The sequence below is a fragment of the Streptococcus sp. CCH8-H5 genome (assembly GCF_001556505.1).
Lineage (GTDB): Bacteria > Bacillota > Bacilli > Lactobacillales > Streptococcaceae > Streptococcus.
The window spans coordinates 1-25280 of sequence record NZ_LSIZ01000025.1 but is presented as its reverse complement, the minus strand read 5'-3'; the positions used below and the strand labels follow the sequence as shown (position 1 = coordinate 25280).

24 protein-coding genes, 1 tRNA gene and 4 pseudogenes are annotated in these 25280 nt (G+C 39.9%); 24 read left to right on the top strand and 5 right to left on the bottom strand.

Going from position 1 to position 25280, the window contains the following annotated elements; genetic code table 11:
- Positions 1-12: 12 nt before the first annotated feature.
- The 4 genes from trhA to AX663_RS00865 all read right to left on the bottom strand — a co-directional run bounded on the left by trhA (position 13) and on the right by AX663_RS00865 (position 3741).
- Positions 13-690: a PAQR family membrane homeostasis protein TrhA gene (gene trhA / locus AX663_RS00880; protein WP_060972438.1), complete on the bottom strand. Its 678-nt coding sequence runs from the start codon at positions 688-690 to the stop codon at positions 13-15.
- Positions 683-1132, bottom strand: a complete 450-nt coding sequence (locus tag AX663_RS00875; RefSeq protein ID WP_060972437.1) for a DUF1836 domain-containing protein — start codon at positions 1130-1132, stop codon at positions 683-685. Before AX663_RS00875 ends, trhA begins: the two co-directional genes overlap by 8 nt.
- Before the next feature lie 169 nt (positions 1133-1301).
- On the bottom strand, positions 1302-2573 hold the full coding sequence (locus tag AX663_RS00870; protein ID WP_013990948.1) for a hydroxymethylglutaryl-CoA reductase, degradative: 1272 nt from the start codon (positions 2571-2573) through the stop codon (positions 1302-1304).
- 1 nt (position 2574) lies between these two features.
- Positions 2575-3741 (bottom strand): hydroxymethylglutaryl-CoA synthase, encoded by a 1167-nt coding sequence (locus AX663_RS00865; protein WP_038675548.1) that lies wholly within the window; start codon positions 3739-3741, stop codon positions 2575-2577.
- A gap of 462 nt (positions 3742-4203) precedes the next feature.
- Between AX663_RS00865 and AX663_RS00860 the strand changes: the two genes are divergently transcribed.
- The 9 genes from AX663_RS00860 to AX663_RS00825 all read left to right on the top strand — a co-directional run bounded on the left by AX663_RS00860 (position 4204) and on the right by AX663_RS00825 (position 10991).
- The gene (locus tag AX663_RS00860; protein ID WP_060971323.1) at positions 4204-5064 is read left to right on the top strand and encodes a thymidylate synthase; all 861 of its coding nucleotides are present in this window, start codon (positions 4204-4206) and stop codon (positions 5062-5064) included.
- Positions 5065-5172: 108 nt separating this feature from the next.
- The gene (locus AX663_RS00855; RefSeq protein ID WP_060972436.1) at positions 5173-5676 is read left to right on the top strand and encodes a dihydrofolate reductase; all 504 of its coding nucleotides are present in this window, start codon (positions 5173-5175) and stop codon (positions 5674-5676) included.
- Between the two features lie 4 nt (positions 5677-5680).
- Entirely contained in the window at positions 5681-5851 is a 171-nt protein-coding gene (locus AX663_RS10555) for a hypothetical protein (protein ID WP_002886174.1), read from the top strand.
- A gap of 17 nt (positions 5852-5868) precedes the next feature.
- A complete protein-coding gene (gene clpX / locus AX663_RS00850) occupies positions 5869-7095 on the top strand; it encodes an ATP-dependent Clp protease ATP-binding subunit ClpX (RefSeq protein ID WP_002890340.1) in 1227 nt (408 codons plus the stop codon).
- Positions 7096-7104: 9 nt separating this feature from the next.
- Positions 7105-7704 carry a ribosome biogenesis GTP-binding protein YihA/YsxC gene (gene yihA, locus AX663_RS00845; RefSeq protein WP_002885996.1) on the top strand — a complete coding sequence of 200 codons (600 nt, stop codon included), beginning with the start codon at positions 7105-7107 and terminating at the stop codon, positions 7702-7704.
- Between the two features lie 129 nt (positions 7705-7833).
- Positions 7834-9210, top strand: a complete 1377-nt coding sequence (locus AX663_RS00840) for an amino acid permease (RefSeq protein WP_060972435.1) — start codon at positions 7834-7836, stop codon at positions 9208-9210.
- Positions 9211-9221: 11 nt separating this feature from the next.
- Complete coding sequence (gene mmuM / locus AX663_RS00835) at positions 9222-10172, top strand: homocysteine S-methyltransferase (protein ID WP_060972434.1); 951 nt, start codon at positions 9222-9224, stop codon at positions 10170-10172.
- A 112-nt stretch (positions 10173-10284) separates the two neighbouring features.
- Positions 10285-10539 (top strand): DUF1912 family protein, encoded by a 255-nt coding sequence (locus tag AX663_RS00830; protein WP_002886199.1) that lies wholly within the window; start codon positions 10285-10287, stop codon positions 10537-10539.
- 74 nt (positions 10540-10613) lie between these two features.
- Positions 10614-10991 carry a helix-hairpin-helix domain-containing protein gene (locus tag AX663_RS00825; protein WP_060972433.1) on the top strand — a complete coding sequence of 126 codons (378 nt, stop codon included), beginning with the start codon at positions 10614-10616 and terminating at the stop codon, positions 10989-10991.
- Between the two features lie 117 nt (positions 10992-11108).
- Here AX663_RS00825 and plsY read toward each other — a convergent pair whose 3' ends face one another.
- Positions 11109-11750, bottom strand: coding sequence for a glycerol-3-phosphate 1-O-acyltransferase PlsY (gene plsY, locus AX663_RS00820; protein ID WP_037601492.1), 642 nt, complete (start codon positions 11748-11750; stop codon positions 11109-11111).
- 137 nt (positions 11751-11887) lie between these two features.
- Here plsY and parE point away from each other — a divergent pair, with 137 nt between their 5' ends.
- From parE to AX663_RS00745, 15 genes and pseudogenes are all read left to right on the top strand, one after another.
- The gene (gene parE / locus AX663_RS00815; RefSeq protein WP_060972432.1) at positions 11888-13837 is read left to right on the top strand and encodes a DNA topoisomerase IV subunit B; all 1950 of its coding nucleotides are present in this window, start codon (positions 11888-11890) and stop codon (positions 13835-13837) included.
- A gap of 155 nt (positions 13838-13992) precedes the next feature.
- Positions 13993-14541, top strand: coding sequence for a hypothetical protein (locus tag AX663_RS00810; protein WP_060972431.1), 549 nt, complete (start codon positions 13993-13995; stop codon positions 14539-14541).
- Between the two features lie 4 nt (positions 14542-14545).
- Positions 14546-15073, top strand: a complete 528-nt coding sequence (locus AX663_RS00805; protein ID WP_060972430.1) for a hypothetical protein — start codon at positions 14546-14548, stop codon at positions 15071-15073.
- A gap of 70 nt (positions 15074-15143) precedes the next feature.
- Positions 15144-15590 (top strand): annotated as a pseudogene (locus AX663_RS00800) (toprim domain-containing protein); the annotation flags it as partial.
- Between the two features lie 29 nt (positions 15591-15619).
- On the top strand, positions 15620-16840 hold the full coding sequence (locus AX663_RS10695; RefSeq protein WP_002890358.1) for a DUF262 domain-containing protein: 1221 nt from the start codon (positions 15620-15622) through the stop codon (positions 16838-16840).
- Positions 16833-17678 (top strand): hypothetical protein, encoded by an 846-nt coding sequence (locus AX663_RS00790; protein ID WP_037597558.1) that lies wholly within the window; start codon positions 16833-16835, stop codon positions 17676-17678. Before AX663_RS10695 ends, AX663_RS00790 begins: the two co-directional genes overlap by 8 nt.
- 165 nt (positions 17679-17843) lie before the next feature.
- Positions 17844-18200 (top strand): annotated as a pseudogene (locus tag AX663_RS00785) (Fic family protein); the annotation flags it as partial.
- Positions 18201-18283: 83 nt separating this feature from the next.
- A pseudogene (locus AX663_RS10880) lies at positions 18284-18780 on the top strand (hypothetical protein).
- 89 nt (positions 18781-18869) lie between these two features.
- A complete protein-coding gene (locus AX663_RS00775; protein ID WP_002890361.1) occupies positions 18870-19406 on the top strand; it encodes a GNAT family N-acetyltransferase in 537 nt (178 codons plus the stop codon).
- A gap of 16 nt (positions 19407-19422) precedes the next feature.
- Positions 19423-20256 (top strand): aminoglycoside 6-adenylyltransferase, encoded by an 834-nt coding sequence (locus AX663_RS00770; protein ID WP_037598079.1) that lies wholly within the window; start codon positions 19423-19425, stop codon positions 20254-20256.
- The gene (locus AX663_RS00765) at positions 20237-20971 is read left to right on the top strand and encodes a CPBP family intramembrane glutamic endopeptidase (RefSeq protein ID WP_037597568.1); all 735 of its coding nucleotides are present in this window, start codon (positions 20237-20239) and stop codon (positions 20969-20971) included. Before AX663_RS00770 ends, AX663_RS00765 begins: the two co-directional genes overlap by 20 nt.
- A 52-nt stretch (positions 20972-21023) precedes the next feature.
- Positions 21024-23480, top strand: coding sequence for a DNA topoisomerase IV subunit A (gene parC / locus AX663_RS00760; protein ID WP_060972429.1), 2457 nt, complete (start codon positions 21024-21026; stop codon positions 23478-23480).
- Positions 23481-23636: 156 nt separating this feature from the next.
- Positions 23637-24668, top strand: a pseudogene (locus AX663_RS00755) (branched-chain amino acid aminotransferase); the annotation flags it as partial.
- Positions 24669-24786: 118 nt separating this feature from the next.
- Positions 24787-25017, top strand: coding sequence for a DUF2969 domain-containing protein (locus tag AX663_RS00750; protein ID WP_060972427.1), 231 nt, complete (start codon positions 24787-24789; stop codon positions 25015-25017).
- Positions 25018-25077: 60 nt separating this feature from the next.
- A tRNA-Tyr gene (locus AX663_RS00745) sits at positions 25078-25158 on the top strand.
- Positions 25159-25280 lie beyond the last annotated feature (122 nt).

Here is a 25280-nt window from a genome sequence, read left to right as displayed (position 1 = left end):
ATGTCTTTGACTTTAAGGAAGCATAAAGTAGACAATCCCCATATATTGAAGAGCCGAAGCCAACATGATGAAGAGGTGCCAAATCATGTGGAAGTATGGTTTTTTCTTAGCATAGAAAGCTGCACCAACCGTGTATGACAATCCTCCAGCAAGCATGAGTCCCCAAAAGGCAGGTCCTGTCTTAGTGACGATAGCTGGAATAATGAAGATAACCAACCATCCCATCATCAGATAGAGGAAGAGGGAGAATTTTTCATTGATTTTTTTAGCAAAGATTTTGTAGAGAATACCAAAAATTGTTGTTCCCCATTGGAGGACGATGATGCTGTAGCCTAGCCATCCGCCAACCAGTGAGAGGGCAACAGGGGTGTAGCTTCCAGCAATGGCGATATAAATCATGCTGTGGTCAATAATTCTTAGAACCATCTTGTGGGGTGAGTTATAATCCATAGCATGATAGATGGCTGAACTCAAAAACATGAGGAAGAGACTGATGACAAAAACGGACATCCCGATGGCAGCAGTCATGCCGTAGCCGTTGTTGGCATGAACAGCAGTAATTGGCAATAAGACTAGCATGGCCATAGCTCCGACGGCGTGAGTCACGCTGTTAGCCACTTCCTCACCAAAGCTAAGTTTTTTACTGAGTTTGAGGTTGGGAGAAGTATTAAAAGTAGCAGTATTAGACATTGTTTCCTCCTTCAAGGTCGTTCAAAAGTTGATGGGTAGCTCGGTAGTATTGAAGCGTCTGACAGGCTGAGAGTATGACTTGCGGAGCCTCTTGGGGAAACTGACCATTCATACAGGCTACAAAGTCATTGTAGTAACTCTTTTGACTTTCAGCATCTGTTCGTAGGATTTCCAAGGTTTTAGCAATCTCAGAAATCTCAAAGACGGTCTTTAGACTAGTGATGACAATAAGTCTAGCTACCTGAGCAGCATTATATTTTTTCTTGATGGGTTTTGCGACATGGCCATGTTTGACATAATTATTGACCATAGAGGCGGTTAGCCCCTTGTCGTTTGGTCCCAAAGTGCTTTGGGTGACCTGATTGACATAGAGCAAAACCTGATCCAAATAGAGTTCAATCCCTGGTAATTCTTCCCAGAGAGGGTATTGTTGTGTTGTCAAATTATAAAAACCTCTTTATCTAGTTTTCATAACTAGATTATAACATTATAGAAATTCAAGTCAAGTCAGAACTTGTGAGATATGAAAAAGATGTTGAGATAAAATTTCCAACATCTTTATTTTTTATGTGATAAGGCAGAGTGATATTTTATTGCTTCATATTCTCTTTTTATGGGGTTCTGAGTTTCTCCAAAATTGCTTGTGCAGTTTCTTGGTTCATATGTTTGGCCTTGAGAAGTTCAGCCAAAACTTGAGGCATTTCTTCAGGACTGGCCCCAGCTAACAAAGCCAGGGATTTGGCTTGGAGTTTCATATGTCCTGCTTGTATTCCTGTTGAAGTCAGAGCTTTCAGAGCAGCCAAATTTTGTGCCAAACCAAGAGAGACGATGATACTGGCTAGGGTTTTGGCATCTGGATGATTAAGCAAATCATGGGCGATAGAAGCACTAGGGTTAAGTCCGATAGAACCGCCACGGGTTGCGATTGGCATGGGGAGGGATAATTCTCCAACTAGTTCCTTAGATTCCTGATTATAAGTCCATGTGGACAGACCTCGGTAGCTACCATCCTTGCTTGCATAGGCATGGCTACCGGCCTCAACTGCTCGCCAATCGTTTCCGGTCGCGATAACTAGGGCATCGATACCATTGAAAATTCCCTTATTATGGGTAGCTGCTCGGTAGGGGTCCACCTGAGCCAGTTGGCTGGCCATCTCCATTTTCTTAGCCAGGTCATGTGCCTCTTCCTTATTACGACTGAGGAAGCGTGTGCTAAGACGACAAGTCGCTGTCACAAGACTTTCAGTGGCTAGATTTGAGAGAATAGCCATGAGGCTTTGACCTTCTGACAGGTTTTCTAATTCTGGCACCAGGGCTTCCATCATGGTGTTGACCATATTGGCTCCCATGGCTTCTTGGGTATCAACGGCTAGATAGACAATGAGGAAGTCTCCTTTAGTCTCAGTCCAGAGCTTGCGAGGGCCACCCCCACGCTTAACAATAGAAGGGTGAGCCTCTTTGGCAATCTCTATAAGGTCCTGACTGGCTGCTTGAATTTTGCTTGAAGCATTATCCTTATCAGGAACGTCAAAGAGGGCAACTTGGCCAATCATTTGACGGTCATGGATTGTAGTCGTGAAACCACCAGAACGCTTAATGAGCTTGCTAGCGTAGGAAGCAGCAGCCACAACTGAGGGTTCCTCGGTAACCATGGGAACCTGATAGGTCACACCATCTACCAATACATCTGGGCAAATGGCAAAGGGGAGTGTGAATCGACCAATGACATTTTCAGCCATCTGATTGGCTGTTTCAAGGGTGAGTTGTTGGTCCTTATCCAGAAGATCTTGATTTTCCTGAGACAAAAGAGCATTCGTTTTCAAATGCTCTTTACGTTCTTGCGGTGTCTTCTTGGAAAAACCAGTCCAAGAGAGTTTAGTCATATTAATGTCCTTTATAGATACGTTGGTGTTCAGAGATTTCAGCTAAACGGAAAGCTCCGGTTTGGTAATCAGCGAATTGAGTAGAACCAGTGTCATCCAACTGCGCCTCCTCATAGAAAAGTTTTTCATAATCAGCAACGCTTAATTGTTGACGTTTGGCAAAGGTATCTAGGCGGTCCGAACGAAGCAGGTCTTTGTAACCTTCAACCAGACGTCCTGAGAAAATTTCAGAGACAGCTCCAGAACCGTAAGAGAAGAAGCCAATCTTATCTCCGGCTTTAAGGTCTTGCGACTGTTCAAGCAAAGAAAGAAGTCCAAGATAGAGTGACCCTGTATAGATATTCCCAATTTGACGACTATAGGTAATTGAAGCATCGAAGTTATTTGTCAGACGCTCTTTGTTCTCTGGATTCAAATCTTTTGGAATAATCTTATTAAGTCCCTTAAGAGCTAGCTTAGGATAAGGAAGATGGAGACAAAAAGCAGCAAAATCAGCAAAGTTAGCCTGATGGCGTTCTTGATAAGCTACCCAAGTTGTCTTCAAACTGTCAAGGTACTGTTTGGTTGAATAGATGCCTTGAACATAAGGCGTTGAACTGTAGTTTGGACGCCAGAAGTCCATGACATCACGAGTTTGTGCCACATTATCATCAGCAAGTTCCAAAATACGTGGATTCTGACTGACTAGCATAGCTACAGCACCAGCTCCCTGAGTTGACTCCCCAGAAGATCCGACACCATAGCGGGCAATATCACTAGCGATAACCAGAACTTTGCTATCTGGGTGAGTTGCCACATGCAACTTAGCATAGTTAAGTCCAGCAGTTGCAGCGTAACAAGCTTCCTTCATTTCAAAAGAACGAGCAAAAGGCTGAATACCTAAAAGACTGTGGACATAGACAGCAGCAGCCTTAGACTGGTCAATGGAAGACTCAGTAGCTACGATGACCATATCGATAGCATTTTTGTCGTCGTCATTTAAAATATCAGCCGCCGCATCAGAGGCAAGCGTCACAATATCTTCTGTAATCGGCGTAATACTGGTTGCATCAAGCATCAGCCCCTTGCTGAATTTTTCAGGCTCCGCCCCACGGGCAAGAGCGAGATCAGCCATGTTTAGAACATATTGACTGGTCGCAAAACCAATCTTATCAATTCCAATAGACATATGATGTTTCCTTTTTTTCTTCATTGTAGAGTATCCAGAAGATACTAATCTATAGTGATTTTACCATAAAAGAGCGCTTTCGCCTTGAAAAAACTTTGATAGTTAGTTATATCTCATTTTTTGATAGGAACTAGGGGATTTTAAACGACTTACTTTGGGTATTGCCATAGCTTATATTTCTCATTTGCACTAGAATAAGGTAAAATTGAAGTGGCACTCTACTAGTTTTTTAGCTATGTTAGAAAAGTAAAATTGTTGTTATATATTGAAATCATTGCGAGCGTTAAGTGAGACTTTCCGCTGTGAGATAAGTGTCCGTAAATAAAGTGTTTTGTTTACAGACACTCGGAATTTTTGAGACCATAGGCTCAAAAATTAGTCTTGGAAGTTCGCAGACGTCCGTAATCACTTAAGGAAAGTCTCAAAAAATACTTTGTTTTCAATTGAATAAAGAGGAAAATCATGACAAAAGCAGACACTATATTTAAAGAAAATATCACTAAAATCATGGAAGAGGGTGTTTGGTCGGAGCAAGCACGTCCTAAATACAAGGATGGCACTACAGCCAATTCCAAATATATTACAGGGTCTTTTGCTGAATATGATTTGAGCAAGGGAGAGTTTCCTATTACCACTCTTCGTCCTATTGCTATCAAATCTGCTATCAAAGAAGTGCTTTGGATTTACCAAGACCAGTCAAATAGCCTAGATGTCCTTGAAGATAAGTATAATGTGCATTATTGGAATGACTGGGAAGTTGAAGGCGTACCTGCTAATAATGGGGACAAGCGTTCGATTGGTCAGCGTTATGGGGCGGTCGTTAAGAAGCACGATATTATTAACCGTTTGTTGGCTCAGTTGGAGGCTAATCCGTGGAATCGCCGTAATGTCATCTCCCTTTGGGATTACGAGGCCTTCGAGGAGACAGCAGGACTTCAGCCTTGTGCCTTCCAAACCATGTTTGACGTTCGTCGTGTGGGCGAGGACATTTATTTGGACGCCACTTTGACGCAACGTTCTAACGATATGCTGGTGGCTCATCATATTAATGCCATGCAGTATGTGGCTCTTCAGATGATGATTGCCAAGCACTTTGGTTGGAAAGTTGGTAAATTCTTTTATTTCATCAACAACCTCCATATCTATGACAATCAATTTGAGCAAGCCGAAGAACTGCTCAAACGTCAGCCCTCTGATTGCCAACCACGCTTGGTCCTCAATGTTCCTGATGGAACGAATTTCTTTGATATCAAACCAGAAGATTTTGAATTGGTTGACTATGAGCCTGTTAAACCTCAACTCAAATTTGACTTAGCAATTTAATAAATGCTTATGATTTAAGCCCATAAAGAGCTGGCAAAGTTTTTTCCAAGCTCTTTTTCTCTTTTTTTGTTAGAATGGATTGTAAACTTAAAAAGAAAAGGAAATACTGTGTCTAAACAACTCATTGCTATTTGGGCGGAAGCTCATAACCATGTTATTGGGAAGAATCACACCATGCCTTGGCACTTGCCTGCTGAACTGGCACATTTCAAGAAAACGACCATGGGCTCAGCAATTCTCATGGGGCGTGTGACCTTTGATGGCATGAACCGTCGTTGCCTGCCAGGACGTGAAACCTTGATTTTGACACGAGACAAGGACTTCGACTGTGAGGGTGTAACGATCGTTACGAGTGTTGAGGAAGCCCTAGCTTGGTTTGAACAGCAAGAAAAGGATCTCTATATTGCTGGTGGTGCTGGTGTCTATAAGGCTTTTGATGGGCATTATGATGCACTCATCAAGACAACTATTGAGGCTGATTTAGAGGGAGACACGTATTTTCCACAACTAGATATGACGGCATTTAAAGAGGTATCGCACGAACGTGTGGCCAAGGATGATAAAAATGCCTACGACTTTAGCATAAGTCGCTATGAAAAAGAAGGAGACTAGGTTCATGCAACGTAGTGTTTTTGGGTTATTTACTGCATTATTGGGAGTACTTTGTGTGCTCTCTGCCATTCCTGCCTTTCGCAAGAAACGTTATGGGTTAGCAGTTTTTCTCTTTTTAAATGCTTTTACCAACCTTGTCAATACTATTCACGCCTTCTATGGCACCCTATTTTAGAAAAGAGTGAGGAATAAATGGCTGGAAATCGTAATGAAGAAATGGTTTATTGTTCATTTTGTGGCAAAAACCAAGAAGAAGTAAAGAAAATTATCGCTGGGAATGGCGTCTTTATCTGTAACGAATGTGTGGCCTTGTCACAAGAAATCATTCGTGAGGAAATGGCAGAAGAAGTTTTGGCTGACTTGGCTGAAACTCCAAAGCCAAAAGAACTTTTGGATATTTTGAACAACTATGTCGTGGGGCAAGACCGTGCTAAACGTGCCTTGGCGGTAGCTGTTTACAACCACTATAAACGTATCAACTTCACAGAAAGTCGTGAAGACAATGATGTGGATTTGCAAAAATCAAATATTCTCATGATTGGACCAACTGGTTCAGGGAAGACTTTCTTGGCTCAGACCTTGGCTCGTAGCTTGAATGTTCCTTTCGCGATTGCGGATGCGACATCATTGACAGAGGCAGGTTATGTGGGTGAGGACGTGGAAAATATCCTGCTCAAACTGATCCAAGCGGCAGACTTCAATATTGAACGTGCGGAACGTGGGATTATCTATGTCGACGAGATTGATAAGATTGCTAAAAAAGGTGAAAACGTATCAATCACTCGTGACGTTTCTGGTGAAGGGGTTCAACAAGCCCTCTTGAAGATTATTGAAGGAACAGTAGCTAGTGTTCCCCCTCAAGGTGGTCGTAAACACCCTAACCAAGAGATGATTCAAATTGATACGAAGAATATTCTCTTTATCGTGGGTGGTGCTTTTGATGGTATCGAAGATATCGTTAAGCAACGTCTTGGTGAGAAAATCATTGGTTTTGGTCAAAATAATAAGGCTATTGATGATGACTCATCATACATGCAAGAAATTGTGGCTGAAGATATCCAAAAATTCGGTCTTATCCCTGAGTTTATCGGACGTTTGCCAGTCCTTGCTGCCCTTGAACAGTTAACGGTTGACGACTTGGTTCGTATCTTGACAGAGCCTAGAAATGCCTTGGTTAAACAGTATCAAACCCTCTTGTCTTATGATGGAGTTGAACTTGAGTTTGATCAGGATGCTCTTGAAGCTATTGCAAGTAAGGCGATTGAACGTAAGACTGGTGCGCGTGGGCTTCGCTCTATCATTGAAGAAGTTATGATGGATGTCATGTTTGAAATTCCTAGCCAGGAAGATGTGACTAAGGTTCGCATTACCAAAGAAGCCGTTGACGGTACAGCTGCTCCAGTTTTGGAAACAGCGTAAGGAGGACCTATGGCTGAAGAACAAGTCCTAAATACGCACAATGCTGAGATTTTGCTCAGTGCGGCGAATAAGAGTCACTATCCCCAAGATGACCTCCCTGAGGTTGCCCTAGCAGGACGCTCGAATGTTGGTAAATCAAGCTTTATCAATACCCTTCTTGGTCGTAAAAACCTCGCACGTACATCTGGGAAACCAGGAAAAACTCAGTTGCTCAATTTCTACAATATTGACGACAAGCTACGCTTTGTGGATGTGCCAGGTTACGGTTATGCCCGTGTGTCCAAAAAAGAACGTGCCAAATGGGGCAAAATGATTGAGGAGTATCTCGTGACTCGAGACAATCTTCGTGTGGTTGTTAGCTTGGTTGACCTCCGACATGAACCAACTCAAGATGATATTCAAATGTATGAATTTCTTAAGTATTATGAAATTCCAGTGATCGTTGTGGCGACTAAGGCTGACAAGATTCCTCGCGGAAAATGGAACAAGCACGAATCTATCATTAAGAAAAAACTCAATTTTGATAAAAATGACCATTTCATCGTCTTTTCATCTGTCACACGTGACGGTTATGATGAAGCATGGGATACGATATTGGCAGAATTGTAAGAAAAGCTCGGAGAAATCCGAGTTTTTTTCATGTGATAGTCTTTAACTATCTCTTTGATAGTTTTCACTTATTATCCAAGGGGATAATATTGTGATAAGCTTGTTTTATCACATATATTGGAGGAATCTATGGAAAACCATAATTATGAAAATGAGGGTCAGTTCCAACGGAAGATGACTTCTCGACACCTCTTTATGCTATCGCTGGGTGGTGTCATTGGTACTGGTCTTTTCTTGAGTTCAGGCTATACGATTGCACAAGCTGGACCCCTTGGAGCTATCCTATCTTATCTTGTGGGAGCTATTGTTGTTTACTTGGTCATGCTTTCATTAGGTGAGCTAGCTGTTGCCATGCCAGTAACGGGATCCTTTCACACCTATGCTACTAAATTTATCAGTCCGGGGACCGGCTTTACAGTAGCTTGGCTTTATTGGATTTGTTGGACGGTAGCCTTGGGAACAGAATTTCTCGGTGCTGCCATGTTGATGCAACGTTGGTTTCCATCGGTTCCGGCCTGGATTTTTGCGGCCTTCTTTGCCTTGGTGATTTTTGGGATTAATGCTCTGAGTGTGAGGTCATTTGCGGAAGCGGAATCCTTCTTCTCGTCAATAAAAGTCATTGCTATTTTAGTTTTCATCATACTAGGTCTTGGGGCTATGTTTGGATTGGTGAGTTTTGATGGTCACCATGAGGCCATTATGTTCAAGCACTTGACGGCTAATGGTCTCTTTCCAAATGGCGGTATTGCCATTGTGTCAGTTATGTTGGCTGTTAACTATGCCTTTTCAGGAACAGAGTTAATCGGTATTGCGGCTGGTGAAACGGACAACCCTAAAGAGGCAGTTCCTCGGGCGATTAAAACAACTATTGGTCGTTTGGTTATCTTCTTTGTACTGACGATTGTTGTATTAGCTTCGCTACTTCCAATGAAAGAAGCAGGAGTTTCTTCAGCACCTTTCGTTGATGTCTTTGACAAGATGGGAATTCCATTTGCGGCAGACATCATGAACTTTGTAATCTTGACAGCTATTCTTTCTGCTGGGAATTCGGGACTCTACGCTTCAAGCCGTATGCTTTGGTCTTTGGCCAATGAGGGAATGCTCAATAAAAAGCTAGTGAAAATTAATAAACATGGAGTTCCAATGACAGCCCTTTTGATTTCCATGGCAGGAGCAGTTTTATCGCTTTTTTCAAGTATCTATGCTGCAGATACGGTTTATCTAGCTTTGGTATCAATCGCTGGTTTTGCAGTTGTTGTTGTCTGGCTCTCCATTCCTTTGGCACAAATCAACTTCCGTAAACAGTGGAATTTAGAACATTCTGATGATGAGTTGGATTACAAGACACCGTTTAACCCAATCCTACCTTATATCACTATCGTTCTCTTGGCCATTTCTGTGCTTGGGATTGCTTGGGATAGTTCACAACGTGCGGGACTTTACTTCGGTATTCCTTTCATGATTTTCTGCTACCTCTATCACTACCTTCGCTTTAAAAAATGGTAAGGAGGCCTTGTATGGCAACATTTAAAGATTATTTGGAAAATAAATCTCCCCTCATTCTTCATGGAGCTCTAGGAACAGAGATGGAGGCCTTGGGGTATGATATTTCAGGTAAGCTCTGGTCAGCTAAGTACCTTATTGAAAAGCCAGAAGTTATTCAAGAAATCCACGAAACCTATGTAGCCGCTGGGGCTGACTTGATTACCACATCGTCTTATCAGGCGACCTTGCCAGGCTTGATGGAGGCTGGACTTACTGAGAAAGAAGCGGAGCAGATTATTGTCTTGACAGTTCAGTTGGCAAAGAATGCACGTGATAAGGTATGGGCAGCATTAGATGAGACTGAGAAAGCAAAACGACCATATCCTTTGATTTCTGGAGATGTCGGTCCTTACGCAGCTTATTTGGCTAATGGTTCTGAGTATAGTGGTGATTATGGTCAAATTACTATCGAGGAGCTTAAGGATTTTCATCGGCCTAGGATTCAAATTCTCCTAGATCAAGGTGTGGACTTGTTAGCTTTGGAAACTATTCCAAATCGTTTAGAAGCACAAGCCTTGATTGAACTCCTGGCTGAAGAATTTCCAGAATCAGAAGCTTATCTCAGTTTTACAGTCCAAGAATCAGGCACTATCAGTGATGGGACTTCTTTAGATGAGATTGCCAAGCTTGTTTCCCAGTCAGACCAAATCTTGGCCCTAGGAATCAACTGTAGTTCGCCTCTTCTTTATGATCAGGCTCTTGCTATTCTTAAAAATGCTGGAAAAGCTCTCATTACTTACCCCAACTCAGGTGAGATTTATGATGGCAGAACTCAGACTTGGAAACCTAAGGATAAGGATGCTCTAACCTTAGTTGAACATAGTAAAGATTGGTATGCTCAGTTTGGAGTTAAGATTTTAGGTGGCTGCTGCCGCACACGTCCAAATGACATTAAAGCCTTATATAAAGAGTTTAGAACCTAGTCAAATTTCTAATTATTTGTTATAATAGAAGACTGTAAGGCTATGAGCTCTACACATTATTAGTAGAAAATGAAGCCAGCGTTAAGCTGGTTTTTAAAATGAAGAGGAAAATATGACCTACGAACAAGAATTTCTAAAAGACTTCGAAGCCTGGGTTGTTACCCAAGTTAAAGTAAACGAAACGGCCTTGGCCGCTAGCAAGAAAATCTGGGAAGAAGACGGCGATGAACGTGCACGTGATGCAAGTTACCGCTATGAAGCTAAATTGGATGCTTACAATTTCCTAATTGGTAAGTTTGCCAACTATCGTGCTGGCAAAGGTTTCCATGATATGCCAGATGGCTTGTTCGGGGAACGTCACTATTAACAGAGGATGAAAAAGAAAGTGGCGATAGCACTTTATGGAAAGGTGTCGCCGATTAAAATAGGAGAATACTAAACATGGCTAAAGTAAAAAATAAAAAGAAAGCTTTTAAACACCGTTTGAAAAAACAAGGACTTTTCAATAATGTTAAAGCCCCTGTTCCACCCGTTGCGCCTGTTCCACCAGTGCCACCAGTAGCACCACAACCTGTTGCTGAAACTAAGACAGTTGCTAAGGAAGAAGTAGCAGCCAAAGACCTTAGTCTTGATGCTTTCGCAGAACTTCCAGAAGTTGAAGGCCTTCGTTCAAACCTTGTAGAAACTCTTTATAATGAAGGTTTGACTTCAGTAGAGGCTTTTGCTACTGTGACTGAAGAAGAAGTTCTTGCCCTCAAGGGTGTCGGACCTGCGACAGTTAAAAAATTGAAAGAAAATGGTGTTAGCTTCAAAGCTTAAGCCTAAAAAAAGATCCGAGGTGTAGCCTTCGGATTTTTTATTGTTTTAGAAAGCATTGCTTGATTAGAAAAACAAGAAAACCACTAGTAAATCTAGTGGTTAGTAGGTCTGGATTGTTTATTTCTTTGGATTTTGTTTGGTTAAATTAAGTCCAAAAGGTACCAAGTTTTCTTGATGCCTGCGAATGCGCCCCATATTTTCAGTGTGGCGGAAGATGATAAGCAAAGCCATGATGGTAAGAACCCCAGTGAAAATAAGGTCATAGCTATCTAGTAAGAAATGGATGGCTGGAAACACAGCTAAGGTAATAAGTCCAACAATTGCTGCAGTGACACTTGAAAATGAAATCATGCTGGTTAGATAGAGTGTAAGGACAAAGACCAAGAGTAGGAATACACAGTAGAGTGGGGCAAAGCCAAGAAGCACCCCTGCACTTGTCGCAACAGCCTTCCCACCTTTAAATCCAGCAAAGATTGGAAAAACATGTCCGATAATGGCAAAGAAACCAATGACTAGAGGTGAAACTTCTGTGACACCAAGCCAGATAGGTAGAAGGACAGCCAAGGTCCCCTTGAACATATCAACCAAGAAGGTGATGGTACCAGCAGTCTTACCTAGAACACGAAAGGTATTGGTTGTTCCAGTATTTCCAGAGCCATGCTCACGAAGATTGGTATGGAAGAATAGTTTCCCAATCCAGAGGCCGGTCTGAATGGAACCTAACAAGTAGGCGATTAGGATTAACAATAAGATTTTCATGAGATAATTATAGCATACAGCCTAGTAATTGACAAAGTCAGTCAGCCTTAAGATATCTTTTGGACTTTCTTGATTTCCTTTGCAAATTCTTCTGAAAACTTATAAAATAATAAGGATAAAAATTTTGGAGGTCACTCTTGGCTAAAAAAGAAATAAATGTAAATAATTATAATGATGATGCCATTCAGGTACTAGAAGGGTTAGATGCGGTTCGCAAGCGCCCAGGAATGTACATTGGCTCAACGGATGGAACAGGACTTCACCACCTAGTTTGGGAGATTGTCGACAATGCGGTCGATGAAGCTCTTTCTGGTTTTGGTGATGTCATCGCTGTCACCCTAAATAAGGATGGTTCCGTTTCTGTTTCTGACTCTGGACGTGGGATGCCGACAGGTATGCATGCCATGGGTAAACCAACAGTTGAAGTTATTTTCACTGTTCTCCACGCGGGTGGTAAATTTGGACAGGGTGGTTATAAGACTTCTGGTGGTCTTCACGGTGTGGGTTCTTCAGTTGTTAATGCGCTATCTAGCTGGCTTGAGGTAGAAATTACCCGTGACGGTAGTGTTTATCGTCAGCGTTTTGAAAATGGGGGTCACCCTGTAACAGGACTTGAAAAAATCGGCAAGGCACCTAAATCTAAGACAGGTACAAAAGTTACCTTTATGCCTGATGCTAGTATCTTTTCAACGACTGACTTCAAATTTAACACCATTTCAGAACGTCTCAAAGAGTCAGCCTTCCTTCTTAAGAATGTCACTATGACATTGACAGACTTGCGTGGCGAAGAAGAAGTTCGTGAAGAATTCCACTATGAAAATGGGGTTCAAGACTTTGTATCTTACTTGAATGAGGACAAGGAAACACTGACACCAGTCATCTATATTGATGGAGACCAGCAGGAATTTCACCTAGAAGTAGCCCTTCAGTACAATGACGGTTACTCTGATAATATCCTTTCCTTTGTCAATAATGTCCGTACTAAGGATGGCGGTACTCACGAGACAGGCTTTAAATCAGCTATTACCAAGGCCTTTAACGATTATGCCCGTAAGACAGGCCTTCTCAAAGAAAAAGATAAAAATCTTGAAGGCTCAGATTACCGTGAGGGCTTGTCAGCAGTTATCTCGCTCTTGGTTCCTGAAGAACACCTTCAGTTTGAAGGACAAACCAAGGACAAACTTGGATCTCCTTTAGCTCGTCCTATTGTTGATGGTATCGTTTCAGAGCACTTGACTTATTTCCTTATGGAAAATGGAGATTTGGCTTCGAACTTGGTGCGTAAGGCTATCAAGGCCCGTGATGCCCGTGAAGCTGCCAGAAAAGCTCGTGATGCCAGTCGAAATGGCAAGAAAAATAAAAAAGACAAGGGACTTTTGTCAGGGAAACTGACGCCAGCCCAGTCTAAAAATGCAAAGAAAAATGAGCTTTATCTGGTCGAAGGGGATTCTGCCGGTGGTTCAGCCAAACAAGGCCGTGATCGTAAATTTCAGGCTATCCTGCCTCTTCGAGGTAAAGTCCTAAACACTGAGAAGGCCAAAATGGCTGACATTCTCAAAAATGAAGAAATCAATACCATGATTTACACTATTGGTGCAGGTGTTGGAGCTGATTTTAACCTTGACGATATCAACTACGACAAGATTATCATCATGACCGATGCCGATACCGATGGGGCTCACATCCAGACCTTGTTGCTCACTTTCTTCTATCGTTATATGCGTCCACTGGTTGAAGCAGGACATGTTTATATCGCTTTGCCTCCTCTTTACAAGATGTCTAAAGGGAAAGGCAAGAAAGAAGTTGTCGAATACGCTTGGACAGATGGGGAACTTGAGGAACTTCGTCAAAAATTTGGTCGTGGAGCTATTCTCCAACGTTACAAGGGGCTTGGTGAGATGAATGCTGACCAGCTTTGGGAAACAACTATGGATCCAGAGACCAGAACGCTTATCCGAGTAACTATTGACGACCTAGCGCGTGCCGAACGTCGTGTCTCAGTTCTTATGGGAGATAAGGCGGCACCACGCCGTCAATGGATTGAAGATAACGTTAAATTTACCTTGGAAGAAAGCGGCGCATTTTAAGTTGCAGGCCAGAAGGGAATGTAATAAGATAGAGTTAGGGAGAGCGCTTACTATCAATAGATACTTGGGATTATAAAGAAACAAGTTGATTATTTTCTACATCGTTTATTAACTATTTGCAGTGTCATTGACTAGAAATCAATGGAGGTAGAAAAATGGATTTTAATGTTATCGATTACCTAGCTTACCATGCAGATGTAGCTTTTCCTGCTATTATTCTTATGGTTATTGTTTCTACCATATACTTAATTTTTTATGGCATACGACCTATAAAAACACGCTTTTTTATCCTTTTTCTTCTATCTATAGTTTCCCTCATAATCTTCGTGGTGGATAATCCTCTCTATTCTTATTTTGGAAGTCCATACTCAGGTTTATTATTTGTGTTTTACTATATGTTGATCTTTTCAGTGTTTTATGTGCCATTCTCGCTAATAGCTTTTATAAAAAGTCTTCTACATTTAATACGCTTTCAAACCAAATATTCAATCTTACTAGTTATTAATAGTTTCTTTGCCACATTACTGGCTTTCCTCAATCTGCTCTTTTTACAAGGGTCTTTGGGATTTCTCCCTGCTTCATCTATGTACCTTATTTTTCTTCTCCTAGCGATAATTGGTATTGTTCAAACTATAATAGGAGGAAAGGAAAATGAAAAAAATAAAGACTATATTGCTAAGTCAGGAAAAGACAGTATGAGGTAAACCTATGTTATCTAAGGTATTAAGTTTTTTACTTTACTATCCTCAAGTGGTGTTTCCTGTATGTGCAGGGGCAATAGCTTATTTAAGCGTTTATAAAAAGAGACCACTAAAAACACGCTTTTTGATCTTGCCTATACTAGTAGTGATAACCTTCCTTCTATCTTTGATAGATAATCCCTTCTCACAGAGGACCTACACGGGGTTGTTATTGGCTTTCTACTATGTCTATGTTTTTTCTCCCCTAAGTGTTGTTTGTAGTATCACATCTCTTTTAAAAAGTATCTATCATTATAAGCTATTCCGTATGCCATTAGCTCTAGTTCTCGTGATCAATGGCTCCATAATGACCGGTCTAACAATTTTAAACCTTATTTTATTCTTTGGGGAACTTTCTACTTCATTGACACTATCTTGTGTATCTTTCATTTTAATTGCGATAAGTGCAATGCTTCAATTGGTGGTTGGCGAAATAGAAACCAAGAAGGTTAAAGCGATTCTGATACAGTTGCAAAGTCAAGGAAGGACATTGTAAACTGAGGAGTGATTACTGTTCATCTTTTATATTATTCCAATCACTATTTAAAATAAAAAAATAAAGAGAAATCTTAATGACCGATGCTGATACCGATGGAGCTCATATCCAGACCTTGTTACTTACTTTCTTTTATCGTTATATGCGTCCACTGGTTGAAGCAGGGCACGTCTATATCGCTCTGCCTCCCCTTTACAAGATGTCTAAAGGAAAAGGTAAGAAGGAAGTTGTCGAATATGCTTGGACTGATGGTGAGCTTGAAGAACTTCGTCAAAAGTTTGGTCGTGGCGCTCTTCTCCAACGTTACAAGGGGCTTGGTGAAATGAATGCGGACCAGCTTTGGGAAACCACCATGAATCCAGAAACCCGCACCTTGATCCGTGTTACCATTGATGACTTGGCGCGTGCAGAACGCCGCGTCTCAGTCCTAATGGGAGATAAACCAGCACCACGCCGTCAATGGATTGAAGATAATGTCAAGTTTACGCTGGAAGAGAGTGGGGAAATGTTGTTTTGAAAGAAGTACAGATAAAAGGAGAGAGATGAATGAAAAATAAGGTCTATTATGGAGAATATTCTTTAGAGCATTGGATTAAGTTGATTTTAAAGAAGAATATTGTATTACCTGATTATCAACGTTATTATGTTTGGAATCAAGAAAAAGTTAAAACACTAATTGAAAGTTTTAATAAAAAAGAATTTGTTCCCCCAGTTACTGTTGGAGCCTTTACTGATGAAGAAGGGAGAAAAAATTTAATTCTAGATGGGCAACAGCGTTTAACGTCTATATTTCTTGCTTATTTAAATTTATTTCCGAATCGTAAGTGTGAAGATTGGGCACCTAAAGATTTCATTCCTCTAGCTAATACCAATGATGATTCTGAAATTGATGAAGGTAATGATTATAAAGGAGTAGATTGGAATTTTAATAGACTTCTATCAATCGGAAGTTCAAAAGCAAGCATAAAAGAAAAGGTAAAGACGGAGCAATATATTACTCTAAATGTAGATATTGGAGAAGATTTTTTTAAAGATAATTATTTAGGTTTTTCATTTATTGTACCTAGTTATGATGGAGAAGAACGTAAAAAAGAGCAAATAAAGTTTTATTCTTCTGTTTTCCGTCATATAAACATTCAAGGGGAAGCATTGTCGAATGTAGAAAGCAGACGATCTTTATATTACTTGAATGATGCTTTAGAACCATTTTTTGATCCTGATATTTTTAAAAATATTAAATTAAATGATAAGAAGTTAGATTTTGTACGCTATCTAGCAATTTTGGATAGTTACAAAAAACAAGATTATAATATTTCTCAAGTTGCTGCGGGAAATGGAAATAAACTTGAACAGTTTTATACAGATTATGTTTATAAAATTGCTGAAGAATTTGATTTTGATTTTGATTTTGATAATAAAATTTCAATTCTTTCTAAAAACTTAGAATATGATTTTTTTCCAGAAAATTTCCCGTCAATTATTGATGCAGATATCTATATGTTTGGGTTAATTTATTTTTCTGTTTTTAAAGAGAAAAAACTTATTCTTGAGAAAAATAGTAATCTAAAAGCTGAGATTGTCAATAAAATATCTGAATTAAAAGATTTGAAGATTAAAGCTGGCCAAGAGTTTGAGGGCACTCTTTATTCTTATGAATATGACTATGAATATGGCTACTATCATCAGAAGAGCCCCAATGCTTTGAAGTATATTAGACTTAGATTAAAAGAATCCCTTGAGTTGTATAAGGAGTATTTTAGTGAGTAAGCATACAGATTTTATTTTAACTCCTATAACTACTATTTTGGAAGAAGCAGTTGCTGCAACTAATAGTATCGGTGATGGAATTGAAACCTACCCTTTGTGTGATTACATTTTACAAGCTACATTCTTAAAAATGACTGGTTTTCAAGAGCAAAAGATGAAATGCATTGCTTGGGAGTTGGGAACAAATGATTTTGAGTTTAGATATTGGTGGTTAGAAAAAGCTAACTTAGGAACTTATTCAGCATATGATCAGAAAAATAGTATTTATAAAGAATTTTGTCAGGTACTTAAGAGAATAAATATAGATTTTGGTATAAATGAAATCAATAAACAGATTTTATTAGAGAATACTACTCAAAAGATTGATGAAATATTTAAAGATTCAAACCTAATTTCTTGGGTTCGTGCCGATTTTTCTTATTTTGTATCAGATGATTGGATTGATACTGATCAATTTTTGAAAGATGAAAAAAATATGTTTGTGTCAATGCCAAACGAAAACAATAGACCTAAGAAGCCAGAGAAAAAAGAAGGAGATAGTGAGCAAGGATATGAAGATAAACTTAGGGACTATAATAAGAAATATACTATTTATATTAAAAATATAGAGCATAATTTAAAATGTAAGTATGAAAATATGTATAATCAACGTAATCGATTGGCACATAATACTTTATCTTATCAGCAAAACTTACCGACATTAACTAAATTAGTTAATGAAACTCAAGCATCCAGAAATTATTTTATTTGGTTTGGACTGTTAACTTTAATTGATAATATTTTTATAGAATTGTATCAACTATATCAAGACGGATTGGAAGATAAGCTTGATTATTAAAAATGAAAATAGAAATGACTTCATCCCACAGTAATAATCACCTTTCCCAGTTTTAAAACAAGAAATCTCACTTGAAGAATATCTTGTCTAGTGGGGAATAACTTAAAACACACATATGTGTTTTGAGTTATTGGAGTAAAATACGAATTTTTAGATATGTTCTGAATTTTTTTAGAGCAATCCTTACAGTATATTGATAAACTTCCTCATGACAATTTTGATCAAGTGGTTGATAAGTATGCGGATATGAATATTGCCCATCCTTTCCGTGAGGGGAATGGACGCGCCATGCGGATTTGGCTAAATTGTATGCTTCGTCAGAAGCTGGGTAAAGTGGTAGATTGGAACGCCATTGATAAGGATGAATACCTGAATGCCATGAAGCGTAGTGCAGTGTCGACTGGAGAACTCAAGTATCTCCTCCTGAATAATCAAACTGAAAACCTCACCCAGGCCTGTTTCTTCAGGGGACGCTTTATACTACTTGAAGGATATTGTCTTTACCAGACAAGGAAGTTATGAAGTTCAAGTAAAGGTGACGATCATCTTTTGTATGTAAACAATCGCTAAAACTTATTGGAGGTGCGGTATTGATTACGTTATTAATGTTGCCTTTTTTCCTTGTTCTCCTAGCCATTTTTGGAATTATATATGATTTAACGATCAATAAAGGTAGAAAAGAGTGTGCTCGCACAGTATCCTTGTTTATATTGAATATCCTCACTATTGGTATCTGTCTATTAGATCTACCAATGGAAAGTAAACCATACTCAGGAATAGGGTTTATCTTATTTTATTCACTTGCTTTCACCCCTTTGATGATTGTTTTCTCACTATATACCCTCTATAGGATTGGAAAACATTATAGGTATTTTAAGAGTAAGTTTGCTATAATACTCCTATTTAATGCTATTTATTAGTAAATACTTTTGTATTATGGAGAAGCTTTAAAATATACCATAGAAACGATATTAAATTGTTTTATTTTATTTTAATCGTTTTATGGATTTGCTCAACTATCCAATTGATAGTAGGCGAACTTGAGAAGAAAAGAATACGAGGCATCCAAAAACAAGAGGAGCTAGATAGTTATGAAAAATAACTTAATTAAAGATAGGTGCAGAAAATACAGAAGTCAAGAGCAAATGCTGAGGAGTTGTGAGGTAAGAAAGTTTGCAGAGGAGTGTTTAGATGACTATTCTTGAAACAGACCGTCTCATTATACGGGACTTGCAGGAATCTGATTTGCCGGCTTTGATCGCTATGAATCAGGATCCGGAGGTCATGCAGTATTTCCCAAAGCCATATAGTCAAGCGGAGTCCTTGCGGCTTTATCAGGGTATTCAAGATGAAGTTAAGGCTTATGGATACAGTCTTTGGGCTGTTGAAGAAAAGGACAGTCAGGAGTTTGTCGGCTTGGTAGGTCTGCACCATTCGGATTTACGGATTTTTGCTGGAAAAGAAGTTGTAGAAATCGGCTGGCGTCTGCGAAAAGAGTTTTGGAATCGTGGTTATGCGACGGAGGCTGCCCAAGCCTGTCTAGACTTCGCTTTCCAGCAAGCTGGCTTATCAGAAGTTTACTCTTTTACATCCTTACTCAATCTCCCTTCGCAAAAAATCATGCAAAAGCTAGGCATGGAATTTGTCAAAGAATTTGATAACGAAAAAGTTCCAGCAGGCAGTCCCCTTTATAGACATGTCCTCTACAGAATCAAAAGTTTTCACTAAAAAGGCAGATATTCCCATGAGAACTGAAACCGAGATGTTTGATGTGATTTTGCAAACCGCAAAAGTGCTACAGGTTGACGCTGTCGCTATGTCTGGTTCACGAACGGATACAAGAGCGCCAAAAGATGAATTTCAAGATTACGACGTGGTTTATGTCGTGGACGACTTAGATAATCTGACGAGTGACCTTTCTTGGCTGGACTCCTTTGGCAAACGTATCATTGAGCAACATAATGTCCTAGGCAACCGTCGACTTTATCTGATGCTCTTTGAAGATGGCAATCGCATCGATTTGACACTCTGTCCTAAAGAACATATCCAAGAGTGGGTGGACAGCGAGGCAGGTTTCAGAGTGCTAAAAGACGATAAAGGTTTGTTTAAAGCCTATCAGCCTAATTACAAGCGCTATTGGATTTGTCCACCTACCGAAGAGGAATTTGCTACATCCTGCAATGAATTTTGGTGGGTATCGACTTATGTCGTCAAAGGGATACGAAGAAATCAGCTTATCTATGCGACTGATCACCTCTATGGCATTTGCCAGCAAGAAGTCTTGAAGGTCTTGGCTTGGCAGGTCGCAAGTGATAGGGGAATAGTCGGTATCGGCAAGAACTACAAGTATCTTTTCCAGTATTTACCTACAGAGAAAGAGAAGAAATTCTCAAATCTGCTTGATTTTTCAAGTGTAGAAAAACTTACTCAGTCATTGTTTGCTACGATGCAATTTTTCCACCAAGAGGCTAAATCTCTTGCTCAAAAAATGGGATTTGACTACGATAAAGAAGTGGCTGAGAAGATGATTGAGTATGCTGAGGAGAGACTCGAAACAAATGAAACCATTACAAAATAATAAGATAACAAAATTTTTACTGATTAGTTTTCTCATTTCTTGGGGATTTGGTTGGGGATTACTTGTTTTCCTGACGCAAATGGGCCTCTTAAGTCTAACAAGTCCTCTGGGAGTCTTTCTCCATCTGCTAGGAGGTTTCGGTCCCACCATTGCAGCCATTTCTTGTTTGCCTCAAAAATCAATTAAAAGCATAGTTTCTTTTATCTTAGGGGACTCAAAGAAATATATTTTCTTATTTCTTGTACTAATTTTCGTGCAGGCGGGTGTTATTGCTTTCTCGTCTAAGGAGATTAATCCAGCTTTTCCACTAGGAAATTTATTTGTTATTTTTTTGAGTGCAGTCTGTGTTTATGGTGGAGAAGAAGAATTGGGATGGCGAGGCACCTTGCAACCAACTTTGGAAACTAGATTCTCCTTTTGGATTTCCAGTTTGATAACAGGTTGTATTTGGGCAGTATGGCATGTACCTTTATGGTTTGTGATTGGAAGTTCCCAAAGTAGGATGCCTTTTATATTATTCAGTCTATTTGCAATTTATCTCAGTATTCTCCTAGCTGCTGTTTTCAAAAAAACTAACTCGGTCCTCTTTTGCGCCATTTTTCACGGTCTAATTAATACCCTACTTAGCTTATTTGTTATTAAAATTAATCTTTTATTCATTCTAGGATTAGTAGGATTACTCTTCTTTTCTCACTACCTACAAAGAAACAGTTAAATTTATAAAATATAGATTTACTTTGCAACAAAACAATAAAAAGAGAATTATTATGTCTAATATTCAAAACATGTCCCTTGAGGACATCATGGGGGAGCGTTTTGGGCGCTACTCAAAGTACATTATTCAGGAGCGTGCGCTTCCTGATATTCGTGACGGTCTGAAACCCGTTCAACGTCGTATTCTTTATTCCATGAATAAGGATGGCAATACCCATGACAAGGGCTATCGTAAATCTGCCAAGTCGGTGGGTAACATTATGGGTAATTTCCACCCCCATGGTGACAGTTCCATTTATGATGCCATGGTCCGTATGTCTCAGGACTGGAAGAATCGTGAAATCTTGGTTGAGATGCACGGTAACAATGGTTCTATGGACGGTGATCCACCAGCGGCCATGCGTTATACCGAGGCACGCTTGTCAGAGATTGCTGGCTACCTTCTTCAAGATATCGATAAAAACACCGTTCCTTGGGCTTGGAACTTTGATGATACAGAGAAGGAACCAACTGTTTTACCTGCAGCCTTTCCAAACCTTTTGGTAAATGGGGCTACGGGGATTTCTGCTGGTTATGCCACAGACATTCCACCACATAATCTGGCAGAGGTCATCGATGCCGTTGTCTATATGATTGATCACCCCTCTGCTAAACTGGAAAAGTTGATGGAATTCTTGCCTGGCCCAGATTTCCCAACAGGAGCTATTATTCAGGGGAAAGATGAGATTCGTAAGGCTTACGAAACAGGTAAGGGCCGAGTAGTTGTGCGTTCGCGTACTGAAATTGAGCAACTTAAAGGTGGCAAGGAACAGATTATTGTTACTGAGATTCCTTACGATGTTAATAAGGCTGTCTTGGTTAAAAAAATTGATGATGTTCGAGTCAATAACAAGGTTCCAGGCATTGCAGAAGTTCGTGACGAGTCTGACCGTACAGGTTTGCGTATTGCTATCGAACTTAAGAAGGATGCTGACAGTCAAACCATTCTGAACTATCTTTTGAAATATACGGATCTTCAGGTCAACTATAATTTCAACATGGTGGCTATTGACAATTTCACCCCACGTCAAGTGGGCTTACAAAAGATTTTGTCTAGCTACATTGCCCACCGTCGTGATATTATCGTTGCTCGTTCAAAATTCGACAAGGAAAAAGCTGAAAAACGTCTTCATATTGTGGAAGGACTCATCCGTGTCATCTCTATTTTGGATGAAGTCATTGCCCTTATCCGAGCTTCTGAAAATAAAGCTGATGCTAAGGAAAATCTTAAAGTCAGCTATGATTTTTCAGAAGAACAAGCTGAAGCCATCGTGACCTTGCAACTTTATCGTTTAACAAATACGGATATTGTCACTCTCCAAAATGAGGAAGCCGATTTGCGTGAGCAGATTGCTACCTTGGCTGCCATCATTGGTGATGAGCGTACCATGTTTAATGTCATGAAACGTGAACTTCGTGATATTAAGAAGAAATTTGGAAACGACCGTCGTTCAGAGTTGCAAGCAGAAACCAAGACTATTGAAATTGATACTGCAAGTTTGATTGTTGAAGAAGAAACCTATGTCAGCATCACTCGTGGTGGTTATGTCAAACGTACTAGCCCACGTTCTTTTAATGCTTCGACGATTGAAGAAGTTGGAAAACGTGATGATGACGATTTAGTTCTAGTTCAGCAGGCTAAGACGACACAACATCTCTTGATTTTCACCAATCAGGCCAATGTGATTTATCGTCCAATTCATGAGTTGCCAGATATTCGTTGGAAGGATCTGGGAGAGCATTTATCACAAACCATCTCCAACTTATCTAAGGATGAAGAAGTGCTTTACGCCGAAATTCTGGATGATTTTGAAACAGGTACTTACCTAGCAGCTACCAAGCTAGGTCAGATTAAACGTTTCGAACGCAAGGAATTTACGCCATGGCGTACCTACAAGTCTAAGTCGGTTAAATACGCTAAACTCAAGGATGATAGTGATTTTATTGTCACAGTCACTCCAATTCAATTGGATGATATCATGATTATCACTCAAAGAGGTTATGCCCTTTGCTTTAGCGCGGACGAAGTTCCAGTAGTTGGGGCCAAGGCAGCAGGTGTTAAGGCAATCAATCTTAAAGACGATGATATCGTTCAGGCTGTTTTTGTGGCAAATACTCAAAGTTTCTACCTTCTAACACAAAGAGCCAGTCTCAAACGTGTGGCTACAGCTGATATCCCACAGGCTAAGCGAGCTGGTCGAGGTCTCCAAGTTCTTCGTGAGCTTAAGACGAAACCACATCGCGTCTTTACGGCTGGTCCAGTCTTTACAGAAAATTCTGGTGGTGAGATAGATCTTCTAGCAACACCAGCAGAGGAGACTCCTCAGACCTTGCTTGTGACAGCCACGACAGGTGAAACTGCAGAGGTTGATTTGTCCCTTCTAAATCTTTCAGATCGTACTAGCAATGGAAGTTTTATTGAAGGGTTAGCAGACAAAGAAGTCTTTTCTGCTAAGATTATTGAAAAATAATGATAAGAAAGCTTTGTTCTCTTACTAGAGAGCAGAGTTTTTTTCTTTAAGAGACTAAAGAACTGTTTTAAAAAGAATTGTCAGAATTTTGCAACACAACCTTGAAATTTTCAATGAAAAGGACTATACTAGAAAGCACATAGTAACAGAAAAGAGGACATACACATGACAGTTGATTTAGACTGGGAAAATCTAGGATTTAATTACCGTAAACTTCCATTCCGTTATATCTCATATTTCAAAGATGGCAAATGGGACGAGGGGCAATTGACTGAGGATGCAACTTTGCATATTTCAGAAGCATCTCCAGCCCTTCACTATGGTCAAGAAGCTTTTGAAGGACTCAAGGCTTACCGTACTAAAGATGGCTCTATTCAATTGTTCCGTCCAGATGAAAATGCCAAACGTTTGCAACGTACTGCTGATCGTCTTTTGATGCCACAAGTTTCTGTCGACAAATTTGTAGATGCATGTAAACAAGTTGTGCGTGCCAATGAAGAATACGTTCCACCATATGGTACAGGTGCTACACTTTATCTCCGTCCACTTTTGATTGGGGTTGGTGATATTATTGGTGTGCATCCAGCAGATGAGTATATCTTTACTATTTTTGCAATGCCAGTAGGAAACTACTTCAAGGGTGGTTTGGCTCCAACAAACTTCCTTATTCAAGATGATTATGACCGTGCTGCGCCACATGGTACAGGTGCTGCTAAGGTTGGTGGTAACTACGCAGCAAGTATGTTGCCAGGTAAGATTGCACATGACCGTAACTTCTCTGATGTTATCTACCTTGATCCAGCAACTCACACTAAGATTGAAGAAGTGGGTTCTGCAAACTTCTTTGGTATCACAGCTGATAACGAATTCATTACACCACTCAGCCCATCTATCTTGCCATCTATCACCAAGTTCTCATTGCTTTACTTGGCTGAAAATCGCTTCGGTATGAAAGCTATCCAAGGTGATGTTAAGATTTCTGAATTGGATAGATTTGTTGAAGCAGGTGCCTGCGGTACAGCTGCCGTTATCTCACCAATTGGTGGGGTACAACATGGTGATGACTTCCATGTCTTCTACTCAGAAACAGAAGTAGGTCCTGTAACACGTAAACTTTATGATGAGTTGACAGCTATCCAATTTGGTGATGTTGAAGCACCAGAAGGATGGATTGTCAAAGTTGACTAATTCTTAATAGATAAATGATTATTTTAAGGCTTGCTCTTGCAAGCTTTTTTCTTTTTCGGTAGAATTAAGGAGATACATTAAGAAAGGATGGCTCGAGCCAAGTATCGGGTATAAATCTATGAGTAAAAAAGATAAAAAAATTGAAATCCAAATTAATGATGCTAAAGTAGTCGTCAACAAAGCAAGCATCGAAGGTTTTGAACTTCTTGTTGGCAAGAAAGTGATTGGACAAATTGTGGAAATTGATGGTAAGTTTGCCGTTGTTGACAAGGAAAATGTTGCAGGTTTCCACAAAAAAATGGATGATGCAGTGGCTGCCATTATTGAATCATACAATCTTAATCATTAAAATCCAAAGCAAAGGCTTGCTTTGGTCAAGAAACTGTGATATACTATTTCTTGTTCTTAAGGAGAGATAGCGAAGAGGCTAAACGCGGCGGACTGTAAATCCGCTCCTTCGGGTTCGGGGGTTCGAATCCCTCTCTCTCCATGTCTAAGAAACTGAATCGGGATAGTCGATATCAAGTACTTAGATGTTTTTTTATAGCATTTTGCTATTGGGGTATAGCCAAGCGGTAAGGCAAGGGACTTTGACTCCCTCATGCGTTGGTT

Bases quoted from the DNA above. Each gene is read 5' to 3' on its own strand.
- trhA (WP_060972438.1), bottom strand. From the start codon at position 690: ATGTCTAATACTGCTACTTTTAATACTTCTCCCAACCTCAAACTCAGT.
- AX663_RS00870 (WP_013990948.1), bottom strand. From the start codon at position 2,573: ATGACTAAACTCTCTTGGACTGGTTTTTCCAAGAAGACACCGCAAGAA.
- AX663_RS00865 (WP_038675548.1), bottom strand. From the start codon at position 3,741: ATGTCTATTGGAATTGATAAGATTGGTTTTGCGACCAGTCAATATGTT.
- AX663_RS00860 (WP_060971323.1), top strand. From the start codon at position 4,204: ATGACAAAAGCAGACACTATATTTAAAGAAAATATCACTAAAATCATG.
- AX663_RS10555 (WP_002886174.1), top strand. From the start codon at position 5,681: ATGCAACGTAGTGTTTTTGGGTTATTTACTGCATTATTGGGAGTACTT.
- clpX (WP_002890340.1), top strand. From the start codon at position 5,869: ATGGCTGGAAATCGTAATGAAGAAATGGTTTATTGTTCATTTTGTGGC.
- yihA (WP_002885996.1), top strand. From the start codon at position 7,105: ATGGCTGAAGAACAAGTCCTAAATACGCACAATGCTGAGATTTTGCTC.
- AX663_RS00840 (WP_060972435.1), top strand. From the start codon at position 7,834: ATGGAAAACCATAATTATGAAAATGAGGGTCAGTTCCAACGGAAGATG.
- mmuM (WP_060972434.1), top strand. From the start codon at position 9,222: ATGGCAACATTTAAAGATTATTTGGAAAATAAATCTCCCCTCATTCTT.
- AX663_RS00830 (WP_002886199.1), top strand. From the start codon at position 10,285: ATGACCTACGAACAAGAATTTCTAAAAGACTTCGAAGCCTGGGTTGTT.
- AX663_RS00825 (WP_060972433.1), top strand. From the start codon at position 10,614: ATGGCTAAAGTAAAAAATAAAAAGAAAGCTTTTAAACACCGTTTGAAA.
- plsY (WP_037601492.1), bottom strand. From the start codon at position 11,750: ATGAAAATCTTATTGTTAATCCTAATCGCCTACTTGTTAGGTTCCATT.
- AX663_RS00810 (WP_060972431.1), top strand. From the start codon at position 13,993: ATGGATTTTAATGTTATCGATTACCTAGCTTACCATGCAGATGTAGCT.
- AX663_RS00805 (WP_060972430.1), top strand. From the start codon at position 14,546: ATGTTATCTAAGGTATTAAGTTTTTTACTTTACTATCCTCAAGTGGTG.
- AX663_RS10695 (WP_002890358.1), top strand. From the start codon at position 15,620: ATGAAAAATAAGGTCTATTATGGAGAATATTCTTTAGAGCATTGGATT.
- AX663_RS00775 (WP_002890361.1), top strand. From the start codon at position 18,870: ATGACTATTCTTGAAACAGACCGTCTCATTATACGGGACTTGCAGGAA.
- AX663_RS00770 (WP_037598079.1), top strand. From the start codon at position 19,423: ATGAGAACTGAAACCGAGATGTTTGATGTGATTTTGCAAACCGCAAAA.
- AX663_RS00765 (WP_037597568.1), top strand. From the start codon at position 20,237: ATGAAACCATTACAAAATAATAAGATAACAAAATTTTTACTGATTAGT.
- parC (WP_060972429.1), top strand. From the start codon at position 21,024: ATGTCTAATATTCAAAACATGTCCCTTGAGGACATCATGGGGGAGCGT.
- AX663_RS00750 (WP_060972427.1), top strand. From the start codon at position 24,787: ATGAGTAAAAAAGATAAAAAAATTGAAATCCAAATTAATGATGCTAAA.